We start from the raw sequence: 12373 nt of genomic DNA on the forward strand, positions 1-12373 counted from the left end.
TCGTACCCATGCGTCAGCTTTACATTCTCCGTCATGCACAGGCCGCATCCCCGCAAGGGGTTGATGACAAGCACCGCCCCCTGACCCGTCAGGGCTTGGCCGATGCGCGCGCACTTGGTCAATTGATGGACCGGATGGAATTTAAGCCGGATTATATCCTCTGTTCTCCCGCACGCCGCACGCGCCAGACGCTGGCCAAAATTCAGGAAACGCTGGGACCGGATACACCCGTCGGTTATGCCAGCGGACTGTATTTCGCTACGACCGGACAATTATACGACCACATCAAACGCGTGGATTCAAAATACCGCAATATCATGCTGGTATCGCATAACCCGTCGGTTCACGGGCTGGCCCGTTTCCTGACCGGATTGGGGCCGCCGGATTTATTGATGCTGCTGGAACTGGATTACCGGGAATGCACGATGGCCGCGCTGGATTGCCCAATTGATTCATGGGCCAGCCTGTTGCCAGCGCAATGCGATTTGAAAAACCTGCTAATCCCCGGAAAAGATTTCCGCGGTGAGATTGTCGATTAAAATTCGTCCTGTATCTGCGTCAGAACATCGCGCACCAGCGGCACGGAAATCGCCCGCTTCTGCGCCAGCGCCAACGCATCCGCCCGCGTGACCAGATCACGCGCCGCCGCGAATGACCGCTCCATCCGTGGCAGCAGATAGGTCATGACATCCTGCCCCACTTGCAATTGGCGGTCGGCGAACATTTTCACCAAAACCGCGCCCAGCAGAGTTTCATCCGGCGCATGAATGGCCACGGCCGGGGCCGCACGCAGACGTGAGGCCAGATCCGCCACAATGAAATCCAACCGCGATGGTGCCGTGCGGAAGGTCAGCAGGATCGTATGCCCCTGTTCCCGCGCCATGTTGTAGAGGTGGAACAAGGTTGTTTCACTGGCACGGTCGCCAATCCACGGATCGACGCCGTCAATGACCAGATGGGGACCACGCGCAAACAATTCATCCGCCGGAATTTTGGCCAGATCGGATGGCGCAATCGCCACCGCATCCGTTTGATCGGCCCATACCGCCGCCAAATGTGACTTCCCGCAGGCTGCGGGCCCGTGCAGGACCAAAGCCGGGGCGGGCCAGTCGGGCCAACGATCAATCCATGCCACGGCATCGGCATTGCTGGGCGCGATCAGGAAATCATCCCGCCCCTGGGCCGTACGGTGCCCCAGATCGAAGGTCAGTTGTTGGACGCTGGCGTTACTCACTGTGGCTGATCCCCGTCTTTGGGCTGATCATCCTGATCGACGGCCACATCCACTGTTGCGGGCGGCGTTACAGCCGCGCCGTCTTTGTAGTACAGGCTGGATTTGTACTGACGCACGGCAAAACGGGTCAGCACACTGACAATCACCGCCACCGGAACCGCCAGCAACATGCCCACCAGCCCCAGCAAGGTTCCCCCCGCCAGCAAGGCAAACAAAATCCACAACGGGTGCAAGCCGACGGCCTGGCCCATAATGCGCGGGGTGATGAAATTGCCTTCAATAAACTGCCCGGTCAGGAAGATCGCCGCGATGATCCCGATATAGGACCAGTCACCGCCCGTCTGGAACCACGCGATCCCCAAACTGGTGACCAGACCAAAGGTCGAGCCGACATACGGGATCACCGACAAAATGCCCGTGACCACACCAATCAAAAATCCGTAATTCAAACCCGCAATCGTCAACGCCAGCGCATAGGCCATGCCCAGAATAAAGGACACGGTTAATTGCCCACGGATAAAACCGCCCAGCTTGGTGTTCATATCGTGCAACAAGTCTTTAATCACGGTGTAGCTCCCCCGCGGGATCATACCGTCGATCCAGCGTGTAATCGGTTCCCATTGAACCATCATAAAAAAGGCAACCAAAGGCGTCAGGGCGCAAAGCGCAATCATGCCGACCAAGGCCTGTCCGCCACTCAAAATTCCGCCGACCAGATCACCGCCAACGCTGAACACACGGCCCAGCCATTTTTGCACCATGTCCTGATAGGAAGACATATCGCCAGCGCCAAACCGGGTCTGCAATGTTTCGAAATAAGGTTGCAGGGCCACACGCGCCTGTTCTGCGTATCCCGGCAAAGCCTGGGCCAATTGCACCGCTTCACGATAGGCAAATGGGATAATCAAACCCAGAACGGTAATCACAACAACAAAAAACGACAGCAGGATAATCAAAGCCGCCGCCGCGCGGGGCATACCCGTGCGGGACAGGCGCTGCATCACCGGATCGAGCAGATAGGCGATGGCCAGACCAATGACAAACGGCACCAGCACATCGCCCAGAGCCCAGACCAGCCCCAGAAACAGGGCCGCCATGGCGGTCCAGAACATCATATGTGCGCGCAATGTCATTGATAGGGGCTCCCGTATTTTTTCAGCATCAAGTCATAGGTTTGTGGCGCAGCCATATCGCCATAGGTCGGGTCGTATGTCACGACAGAGGGCTGGGACAAAATCAAATCGGCCTGTGACAACGCCAGACGCAGGCGGTCTTCGCCACCTTGAAACACAAATTCAACGCGGGCCTCGCGCGGCGTTACGGACAGGATGCGCATATCGGCAATACCCTGCACCCGTTTCAGCGCGTTCCGGGTTTCCACCCATTGCTGCATCGTCGTAAAGGGCACACGGGCAGACAGCACGCTCTGCGGATCCGCCGTTACGGCAACGGCGGTTTGCGCTTTCCATTCTTTCTGCAACGCCTGACGCACGGCTTGCACGGCCTGGTCAAACACGGCATCGGACAATGCATTACCATCCGCACCTGCGGGAATGTTCAGCGTTTGCACATATTCCGGCTGGGACCGATCGGTGCGATAGATCAAAACATCCAAGCCCTGCCCGCCCGCGCTCTGCGCAGCCATCAAAACCACAGCTTCATTCGCGCCGTAACGGTCCAGCATGTCCGCCAGACCCGCCGGTTGATAGGTCAGCGCTTCATTATCACCGATGCTGGCAACATCGCGCACATCGCCCAACGGCACCGCCACCGGCACCAACCCACCGGTTTGATCCAACCGGTTCCACGCCTGAAGCCACGGGTTTGTATCACGCCACAACACCTGGCTGGCTCCAACCTGAAAGAACGGCAGAACCAGAACGGGCTTGCTGGCGATTTCGGTATAGCTGACACCCTGAATATTCAAATACTGGCGTACATAATCGGCATTGAAGCGGAAGGTATAGGTACCAACATACCGCACGGCGGACAGACGTTCCTGCGTTACCTCGAAATCATTGATCATGGTTGAAATGGTGGCGGCATCCGGGGCCTTGAACCCGGCGCGCTGATCTTCCGGCATCAGCCGTTCAGCCAATTGCGTGAACGCTTTGACCTGCGCTTCGGCGAAGGCTTTTTCGCGCGCTTCGACCGCGTTTTTGGCGGTTGCATCCACTTCGACGCCGGCGACGGTGAATGGGTCACTGACCATTTCAACCGCGCCCGCAACAGGTTCTGCGGCAATCTCTGTACCCTGTGCGCGCACGGCCGGGGCCGCGAGTATCCCGCACAGAAGCGCCAGAGATAAAGCAAGATGACGATGTTTCAACAGGGTCTTCATGGCGGTCGCAACGTTCCTCTTAATGGATCATACCCAGGACATCGACTGTACCATGCGATTTGGCCCGGAATATGGCCCCCTTTTATGACATTCCCGGGGGTTTCGATCCAGCCCTCTTGATCCAGATGGGCATTTAAGGGTATGGATGAGGCAGTCATTCTTTATGTAGAAGAGCCGATCATGAGCCACCATAACGACCACCACGCCCCTGCCACCGCTGTTGACGTCGATCCGGCCGCCCTGGCGGATGCCCGGAATCTGTGGGCCGCTTTTGTGCATTACTCGAAATATGGAATTATCGCCGTTGTGGTCATTTTGGCCCTGATGGCCCTGTTCCTGCTCTAATCCCTAAAATTCTGGCGGATTTCTGCGCTTTCCCCCCGGGCCCCACGGCGGCGGGGGATTTTTGCCGCCTGCGGCATGCCCCGGCTAAGCCCTTAAAACCTTTCACTCTTCTGTAACTTTTTCCCCGCATGATACGGGAGGATGCCAGCCCGGACCCAGTCCACCGGGCACATCCGGGGCCCGTCATGCACAAGACACAGATCCATTCCATTTCCCCTGCCCCCCGCATATCCATGCGGGTGATGGTGCGTTTGTGGGTTTTAACCCTGATCTGGCTGGTCGGATTGCCTGCTTTTCCGGTTTTGGCCCAAAGTGCCGGTAATCTGGCGGCCTTGCCCGCCCCCATCACGCTGCGCGATGGGCAGGATTCATACGATCTGAACAACAACCTGTTCATCACCCCCGACCCGCTGGGGCAAATGAGCTATGCCAGCCTGATCGACCGCCATATGAAAGGCATGCGCGGCGCATTGCGCGGCCAATCGATTATCACGCTGGGCACAAAACCCGTTCCGCACTGGATGGTGTTCGCCCTGAACAACCAGAGCAACACATCACATTGGACGTTATCGTTGGGCCGTCACGGCGATGGCCGTTACGGCGTGGCGCAACAGATTTATCTGTATGACCACCTGAACCAGCGCCGCATCCTGACCGCCATCAAAACCGCCACAGCCGATGCACCATCCCCCAAAGATGTTCCGACGCAAGGCGCAGCCATCTCATTCGATTTGCCCGTAGGGCGTCAGGCTTTGATGGTTTTGTATGTTGTACCCGAAGGCGGCGGCCCGGTGACATTGGCCCCGACACTCAAAACAGACCGTGCGTTCTTTGACGCCCAGAACAATCCATGGCGCACCGGCGCGATGATCCGCACCGGACTGATTGCCTTACTGGGGTTGTTTGCAGGGGCGCTGATCTTCCGCCGCATGATCATTGCGGGGGGATTTATGGTGTATTATGCCGCGAATATGGCGGCCTATATGATCCAGAACGATGTCATTTATGATCCCGCACCGCTGGCCAGTGAAACATCACCGCTGTTGTTTGCCGGAATTGTGGCCATCGCCCTGTTGCTCAGCCGTTTCTTCCTGAACCTGTCGCGCGGGCAGACGATTGAAAAGCTGATTATATATGGGTGCATCCTGCTGATTGGTATCAGCATCACCATCGGCACAATGGCGATCCCGGATTCATCGATCCTGCGCCCCATGCTGATCACGGGTATCCCTGTTGCCGCTTTGGCGTTTTTATCACTGTTCTGCTTCGCCCAAGGGCATGCCGGAACGCCCGCCGCCAATATCATGGGCACGGGATGGCTGATTGGATTTGCCGGAGCGCTGACCGCAGGACTGGCCGTCCTCGGCATCCTTCCGCCAACCCCGATCATGGTCAATGCCTATTGGATCGCCCTGTTCATCCAGGCGCCGGTCTTTATCATCGGTATCTTCGTCCGCAGCTGGGCGAAGGATGTGGAAAATATCAGCGATGAATCCCTGGCCGAAGACGATGTGGATGCGTTGGGGCGCCTGAAACAAACAAAAGAATCGGTTGAAAACGCACGCCTTCTGAAAGTGATTGAGCACGAACGCCAGACATTGGAAGAATTGCGCGAACGCGAATTGAAACAAACCGAGGAAATGCGCATCGCCAAGGAAACAGCCGACGCGGCCAACCGGTCTAAATCCGCTTTCCTGGCCGTCATCAGCCACGAAATCCGCACACCGATGACCGGGATCATGGGTATGGTGCGATTGTTGCTGGATTCGCATTTGACCCGCGATCAGGTCGATTATGCCCGCACGATTCAGGATTCGGGCGACGCCATGATTGCCCTGCTGAACGACATTCTGGATTTCGAAAAAATCGAAAGCGGAAAAATGGATCTGGAGAATGTCGATTTCGACCTGCACCGCATGATCAACGGCGTGGTGACATTGATGTCCGGCCATGCCACACAAAAATCCATCAGCCTGACAACAGAAATCGGCCCGGATGTTCCCCGCTTTATCAAAGGCGACCCGGTACGCCTGCGCCAGGTTTTGCTGAATTTGGTTGGGAATTCGATCAAATTCACATCCGAAGGCGGCGTGACCATTGTCGTCCGGCGCGAAGGGGGAGACGCCGATCATCACCGCCTGTATTTCGCGGTGCGCGACACCGGAGCCGGAATTTCGCCGGACGCACAGAAAAACCTGTTCAACCCCTTTGCTCAGGCCGATTCCAGTATCAGCCGCAAGTTCGGCGGCACGGGGCTGGGGCTGGCCATTTGCCAACGCCTGATCACCGCCATGGGTGGCACCATCGCGATCAATTCCAAAGAAGGGCAAGGATCAACCTTCTTCTACACGATCACGATGGAACACGGCCACGCCGCTGGCGTTCAGGAACCGGGGAACAAATCCCTGTCCGAATCCGGGGCCGCCCCGTCCAAGTCCCTGCGCATCCTGTGCGTGGACGACAACGAGATTAACCAGAAATTGTTGCAGGAATTTGTGTCCCGCATGGGACACAAACCCACGACATGCGGCAGTGGTGAGGACGCACTGAAAATCATCGAAAGCCATGATTTTGATATGGTGTTCATGGACATCGAATTGCCGGGCATTTCCGGCATGGGGGCCACCCGCGCCATCCGCGCCATGCGCGTGCCGCAAAAATCACATTTGCCTGTGATTGCATTGACCGGAAATGTGCGGGACGATGATATTCGTCAATGTTACGCCGCCAATATGAACGGACACCTGGCCAAGCCCATCGACCCCGCCCAGATGAAAGCCCAAATCGAAAAAGTCCTGCGCGGAAAACTCGACAATCCCGTCATTGTCGAAGACGATGGCGGCGGTAGCGATACATTTACACCCGTCCATGAAACCGTCGTTTCGATCGAGGATCCGCAAGACATGATCGAAGACGATGCCCCGATTTTACCCGGCCAGATGGACCAATCTGATGCAGTGGCGGATATCGACACCCCCGTTGACGATATCATGGAAGCCCCGATTACCGCTGAACGCGCCCCGATTATGCAGGCCGCTTTACAGGATGATCCAACGCCACTTGATCTGGCCATCAGCGAGGATGAACTGGACGAAGATTCGTTTGTTCAGGCTTTGGATGCATCCACAGATGCAGAATTGGGCGATGATTTTTTCGATGATGATTTCGATGACATCATGACACGCACGGAAGAATTGCCGCCGCCGCCCGCCATGAACCGCACGATTGTTTTTGATTCCACCCTGCTGGACGGATTAAAGGGCAGCATGGATCAGGCATCGTTAAATGAAATGATGGCGGGCCTGATGGAAAAGATCGACGAGATCATCACCCACACAAACGGTGCGATGCACGCCCACGACATGGACACCATCCGCGCACGTATGCACGAATTAAAGGGCATGTGCGGCAATTTCGGACTGCAGGAACTGAGCCTGATTGCCGAACATGCGGAAAAGGCCGTCAAAGAAGGACAGATCGACACCCTGCCCGATGTTTTAAGCGCCCTGCCCGCCGCAGGTATCCGCGCACACAAGGTGATCGGCGAGTGGCTGCAGAATTAAAAAAACGCCAGCCGGTTTCCCGACTGGCGTTTTAAATTCGTAAAGGCGATTAGCCGACGATTTCGCACCCGGCGAAGAAATACGCGATTTCAATCGCGGCATTTTCCAACGAGTCAGAACCGTGAACGGAGTTCGCTTCGATGCTTTCAGCAAAGTCCTTGCGGATCGTGCCGGCATCGGCGTTCGCCGGGTTTGTGGCGCCCATGATTTCGCGGTTTTTCAGAACAGCGTTTTCGCCTTCCAGAACCTGAACAACAACCGGACCGGAGGTCATGAATTTCACCAGCTCGCCATAGAACGGGCGCTCTTTGTGAACTTCATAGAATTTGCCCGCTTGAGCTTCGGTCATGTGGATGCGTTTCTGGGCCACGATGCGCAGGCCCGCTTTTTCGAAACGCTCGTTAATGGCACCGGTCAGGTTGCGACGGGTTGCATCCGGCTTCAGGATGGAGAAAGTACGTTCAATCGCCATTTGGCTATCCTCTTCTAAACTCTGATAAATTTGCGGGTTTCCCCCGGAAAGTGGACATGGTTATAGAGGGGCCTTGTGCGAATTGCAATGTTTCAAATCGGCCCCAAAACAGCCCTGCGCAGCCTGCGGGGCTGAATTTCAGTCTTTTTCCAATAAAAATGAAGAAAATTAAGAAATTTCCTGTTAGGATGGCCTCCAAGAACAAGAAAAAAGAGTACTGGGTTTTGAGGGAGTTTATAGGGATCCACGATGAGTAGCTCTGTTCGCCTTGCATTTTCTGCCGATTCCGCCGCTGGAGCCGCACCCGCGCCCGCGATCAAACGCCGTTCCCTGACCGAAGCTTTTAACGCCGCCGCTGCCGGTGCACCGCCGCGCCAGCCGCACGCCAATGGCGAATTGCTGATTACCGAGGCCTTTATTGCTCAGGAATCGCTGGAAAAAATCGGCAAACTCCTGCGCACGGAAATGAAGGGCCAGTTTGAAATCGGCCCGGCCAAGGATTTGGGCCGTGCCATGGCCAAGACCAAGGAAAAAGGCGATCTGGCCCTGAACTGCGATTTTAGCCGCGCCCGCGTCCTGTTGAAGGATTTGAACCAGATTAAAAAGGCGATCGATATTTTCGGCCGCCCCGGCGAAGCCACCCTGGGCAAAGGGGCGGACGCCATGACATTGAACATTCTGGATGTCGACAACACGTTCAGCAAACCGAGCGCGAAAAAGCCGGGCCTGTGCAATCTGGATGTGAAAATCGCTTTGCCGATTACGCTGGATACGGGTGAAGAATCCTACCATATCTGTGAAGTGCAGTTCCTGCACAAGGGCACCAAAGCCGTGTACGAGAAATCGCACAAGGTGTACGAGGAAGCCCGCAGCGAACTGATCCGCCGCCAGTATTTCGAAAACGCCATGGATATGGCCGGTTGCCCGGAAACAGTCCGCAATCTGGAAAAGAAATGGCATGCATCAGACAAGAAATACAATGACTTGATGCAAAAGCGTGGCGAGCTGAACACGGAAATCGCGGCCAAGCTGGGCTTGGACACGCTTCGCGGATACCAGCCATGCGAATCCCGCATGCCCAAAAGCTTGCAGTGCAGCATGTAAAGGGTATATGACCTGCGTACATTTTAATGACGCAGACGGCATATACAGATGACCCCGCATATCAAGGAATATTACCGCATTGGCACCGAGCGCATCATCCTGGTGATGACGCCGGAACGCCGCGCCTTGCAAGCATGGGTCGCCGATGAAGAACAGAATGCCCTCCTGCGCAAAGATGTCCGCATCATTGATATTCAACACGGCGATGGCGAACCGCTGACCCAGGATATGTTTGACGCGTTTTGCATGGAACACAAAATCGACTCGTCCATTCCAGACCGCTCCATTGCCCTGTCCTTCCGCCTGTCTTCCGCATCGACCACCACCATCAATATCGTCCCGACACCATCTGTTTATACACGCCCGGTTTTTCACCCGGCCCCGTAACAAATCTTCCTCATGCACACTCCCCCGCTGTCATTCCCGTGAAAACGGGAATCCATGGCATGGATTGTATGGATTCCCGCCTGCGCTGGAATGACACAGAGAGTGAAATCAAACACCACACGAAAAAAAGAAACCCCGGTCATGCCGGGGTTTCTGTCTTTTATTGTTCGTGATGATTACGATGCCAGTTGTTGCTCAATCGCGTTCACGGCATCATTCGCGGCATCGGCGTTCGGACCACCGCCCTGCGCCATATCGGGACGACCACCGCCACCCTTGCCGCCCAGCACCTCAACCCCGGTTTTCACCAGATCAACGGCGCTGACCCGTGCTGTCAGATCATCGGTTACACCAACGACGATGGACGCTTTGCCATCATCCGTGGCTATCAGCGTAATGACGCCGGAGCCGATTTTCTTTTTCAAATCATCAACCATCGGCTTCAGATCCTTGGCCGGGAACCCCTCCAGCACGCGGGAGGTAAACTTCACCCCACCGATATCCTTCACATCCGGACCCGATGATGCACCCGCACCACCGCCCGTCGCCATTTGACGACGCAGGTTGGACATTTCGTTTTCCATCCGGCGACGATCATCCATCAAGGTGCGGACACGTTCAAACACATCCGCCGGACCGGCTTTCAGAACATCGGCCACGGCCTGCAACATCTTTTCCTGATTGTTCAGGTAAGCCAACGCGCCAGCGCCCGTCACGGCTTCCACCCGGCGTACGCCGGCGGACACGGCGGATTCGGATACGATTTTCAGCAGACCAATATCGCCCGTGCGTTTCACATGCGTACCACCGCACAGTTCAACGGAATAGGATTTGTTTGCCCCATCCGCAACCGTGCCCATGGAGACCACGCGCACTTCGTCGTCGTATTTTTCGCCGAACAAAGCCATGGCCCCGGATTCCATCGCATCATCAATCGGCATGACGCGGGTCACCACCGGCGTGTTGGCGCGGATTTCTTCGTTCACCATGCGCTCGACCTCGGCAATCTGCTCCGGCGTGATCGCGGCGTTGTGGGAAATGTCAAAACGCGTTCGATCCGCCGTTTGCAATGAACCCTTCTGGGCCACATGATTGCCCAGAACGCGGCGCAAAGCTTCGTGCAGCAAGTGGGTGGCAGAGTGGTTCGCGCGGATCGCGCTGCGGCGGTCATGGTCAACGACCAGTTCAACCGCATCATCGTTTTTCAGCGTCCCGGCCTTGACCGTACCGACATGCACGAACAATTTGCCCAGCATCTTGCGCGTGTCATTCACGGTGATTTCCGCGCCACCCGCCGTGCGGATCACGCCCGTATCACCGACCTGACCGCCAGATTCGGCGTAGAACGGCGTCTGGTTCACCAGAATGTGAACGGTATCGCCGACATTGGCGGCATCCACCACCGCACCATCTTTCACAATGGTGCGCACTTGGGCTTCGGCATGTTCGGTTTCGTAACCCAGAAACTCCGTCGGCCCGACCTTGTCCAGCAGGTCGAACCAGACCGCATCCATTTTCGCGTCACCGGACCCGGCCCAGTTTTTGCGCGCCTGGGCACGTTGTTTTTCCATGGCGGTGTTGAACCCATCCAGATCCACATCAATACCACGGGCCCGCAAGGCATCCTGCGTCAGGTCCAGCGGGAAGCCGAACGTGTCATACAGCTTGAACGCGACATTGCCGCCCAACGCCTGCCCGCTTTGCAGATCGGCGGTTTCTTCGTCCAGCAGCTTCAGGCCATTATCCAACGTGCGTTTGAAACGGGTTTCTTCCAGTTTCAGCGTTTCAGAAATCAGCGCTTCAGCGCGTTTCAATTCCGGATAGGCTTCGCCCATCTTCGCCACCAATGTCGGCAGCAAACGGAACATCAGCGGATCGCGCGCACCCAGCAAATGGGCATGGCGCATCCCACGACGCATGATCCGGCGCAGGACGTAGCCACGCCCTTCGTTCGACGGCATCACACCGTCGGCAATCAGGAAGGCGCTGGCGCGCAAATGGTCCGCGATGACGCGGTGTGACGGCGCCATGGCCCCATCCGGCGACACGCCGGTCAGGTCGGCAGAATGTTCAATAATCGCGCGCAACAGATCGATGTCGTAGTTGGTGAACTTACCCTGCACCAGCGCGGTCGTGCGTTCCAGCCCCATACCCGTATCAATGGACGGTTTCGGCAGCGGTTTGCGGATATGACCGCCATTGCCGTCAGGTTCCTGTTCATACTGCATGAACACGAGGTTCCAGAATTCGAGGAAACGATCACCATCCTGATCCGCGGATCCCGGAGGACCACCAGCCAGTTTGTCACCCTGATCATAGAAGATTTCCGAGCACGGACCGCACGGACCCGTGTCACCCATCATCCAGAAGTTATCATTGGTGTTGATGCGCAGAATTTTGGAATCGGAAAAACCAGCAACTTTGCGCCAAATGGCGGCGGCTTCTTCGTCGCTGGAATGAACCGTGACCAGCAGCTTGTCCTTCGGCATATCCAGACGCTTGGTCACCACTTCCCACGCGAAGGCAATCGCATCTTCCTTGAAGTAATCACCGAAAGAGAAGTTCCCCATCATTTCAAAGAAAGTATGATGGCGTGCCGTGTAACCCACATTGTCCAGATCGTTATGCTTGCCCCCGGCGCGGACGCATTTCTGCGCCGTGGTCGCGCGGTTATAGGGGCGGGTTTCAACACCCGTAAAAACGTTTTTGAACTGAACCATGCCCGAGTTTGCGAACATCAGCGTCGGGTCATTATCCGGCACCAGCGAGGAAGATTGCACCACCTGGTGCCCCTTGTCCGCGAAGAAATCAAGGAAGGTCGAACGAATATCCTGAACGGTCTTGGTCATAGCCAGCTCATTTATGCATAAAGGGTCAATTGGACCGCCGATATTAGGCGGTTGCGGCCCAAAAATCCATGGTGAATG

At 56.3% G+C, this 12373-nt stretch carries 10 protein-coding genes; 5 read left to right on the plus strand and 5 right to left on the minus strand.

Going from position 1 to position 12373, the window contains the following annotated elements; all coding sequences use genetic code 11:
* Positions 1–8 precede the first annotated feature (8 nt).
* Positions 9–539: a SixA phosphatase family protein gene (locus MICA_RS09300; protein ID WP_014103499.1), complete on the plus strand. Its 531-nt coding sequence runs from the start codon at positions 9–11 to the stop codon at positions 537–539.
* On the opposite strand, the gene MICA_RS09305 is transcribed toward MICA_RS09300, so the two are convergent.
* Genes MICA_RS09305 through MICA_RS09315 form a run of 3 tightly spaced genes read right to left on the minus strand, consistent with a single transcriptional unit; the run spans position 536 to position 3575 of the window.
* Entirely contained in the window at positions 536–1234 is a 699-nt protein-coding gene (locus MICA_RS09305) for an HdaA/DnaA family protein (protein ID WP_014103500.1), read from the minus strand. The two genes, MICA_RS09300 and MICA_RS09305, sit on opposite strands and share 4 nt — an antisense overlap.
* Positions 1231–2367, minus strand: coding sequence for an AI-2E family transporter (locus MICA_RS09310; RefSeq protein WP_014103501.1), 1137 nt, complete (start codon positions 2365–2367; stop codon positions 1231–1233). The genes MICA_RS09305 and MICA_RS09310 overlap by 4 nt, the downstream gene beginning before the upstream one ends.
* Positions 2364–3575 (minus strand): DUF2066 domain-containing protein, encoded by a 1212-nt coding sequence (locus MICA_RS09315; protein WP_014103502.1) that lies wholly within the window; start codon positions 3573–3575, stop codon positions 2364–2366. The genes MICA_RS09310 and MICA_RS09315 overlap by 4 nt, the downstream gene beginning before the upstream one ends.
* Positions 3576–3716: 141 nt before the next feature.
* Between MICA_RS09315 and MICA_RS09320 the strand changes: the two genes are divergently transcribed.
* Positions 3717–3920 carry an aa3-type cytochrome c oxidase subunit IV gene (locus MICA_RS09320; RefSeq protein ID WP_014103503.1) on the plus strand — a complete coding sequence of 68 codons (204 nt, stop codon included), beginning with the start codon at positions 3717–3719 and terminating at the stop codon, positions 3918–3920.
* A 185-nt stretch (positions 3921–4105) separates the two neighbouring features.
* Positions 4106–7483 carry an ATP-binding protein gene (locus tag MICA_RS09325; RefSeq protein ID WP_014103504.1) on the plus strand — a complete coding sequence of 1126 codons (3378 nt, stop codon included), beginning with the start codon at positions 4106–4108 and terminating at the stop codon, positions 7481–7483.
* Between the two features lie 49 nt (positions 7484–7532).
* On the opposite strand, the gene ndk is transcribed toward MICA_RS09325, so the two are convergent.
* Positions 7533–7955, minus strand: a complete 423-nt coding sequence (gene ndk / locus MICA_RS09330; protein ID WP_014103505.1) for a nucleoside-diphosphate kinase — start codon at positions 7953–7955, stop codon at positions 7533–7535.
* A 249-nt stretch (positions 7956–8204) separates the two neighbouring features.
* Here ndk and MICA_RS09340 point away from each other — a divergent pair, with 249 nt between their 5' ends.
* A complete protein-coding gene (locus MICA_RS09340) occupies positions 8205–9059 on the plus strand; it encodes a hypothetical protein (protein ID WP_014103506.1) in 855 nt (284 codons plus the stop codon).
* Between the two features lie 48 nt (positions 9060–9107).
* A complete protein-coding gene (locus MICA_RS09345) occupies positions 9108–9446 on the plus strand; it encodes a hypothetical protein (RefSeq protein ID WP_014103507.1) in 339 nt (112 codons plus the stop codon).
* 176 nt (positions 9447–9622) lie between these two features.
* Here the strand turns inward: MICA_RS09345 and alaS are convergent, their stop codons facing one another.
* Entirely contained in the window at positions 9623–12295 is a 2673-nt protein-coding gene (gene alaS / locus MICA_RS09350; protein WP_014103509.1) for an alanine--tRNA ligase, read from the minus strand.
* Positions 12296–12373: the final 78 nt, after the last annotated feature.

The sequence above is a fragment of the Micavibrio aeruginosavorus ARL-13 genome (genome assembly GCF_000226315.1).
Classification (GTDB): Bacteria; Pseudomonadota; Alphaproteobacteria; order Micavibrionales; family Micavibrionaceae; genus Micavibrio; species Micavibrio aeruginosavorus_B.

Bases quoted from the DNA above. Each gene is read 5' to 3' on its own strand.
- MICA_RS09300 (WP_014103499.1), top strand. From the start codon at position 9: ATGCGTCAGCTTTACATTCTCCGTCATGCACAGGCCGCATCCCCGCAA.
- MICA_RS09310 (WP_014103501.1), bottom strand. From the start codon at position 2,367: ATGACATTGCGCGCACATATGATGTTCTGGACCGCCATGGCGGCCCTG.
- MICA_RS09315 (WP_014103502.1), bottom strand. From the start codon at position 3,575: ATGAAGACCCTGTTGAAACATCGTCATCTTGCTTTATCTCTGGCGCTT.
- MICA_RS09320 (WP_014103503.1), top strand. From the start codon at position 3,717: ATGGATGAGGCAGTCATTCTTTATGTAGAAGAGCCGATCATGAGCCAC.
- MICA_RS09325 (WP_014103504.1), top strand. From the start codon at position 4,106: ATGCACAAGACACAGATCCATTCCATTTCCCCTGCCCCCCGCATATCC.
- ndk (WP_014103505.1), bottom strand. From the start codon at position 7,955: ATGGCGATTGAACGTACTTTCTCCATCCTGAAGCCGGATGCAACCCGT.
- MICA_RS09340 (WP_014103506.1), top strand. From the start codon at position 8,205: ATGAGTAGCTCTGTTCGCCTTGCATTTTCTGCCGATTCCGCCGCTGGA.
- MICA_RS09345 (WP_014103507.1), top strand. From the start codon at position 9,108: ATGACCCCGCATATCAAGGAATATTACCGCATTGGCACCGAGCGCATC.
- alaS (WP_014103509.1), bottom strand. From the start codon at position 12,295: ATGACCAAGACCGTTCAGGATATTCGTTCGACCTTCCTTGATTTCTTC.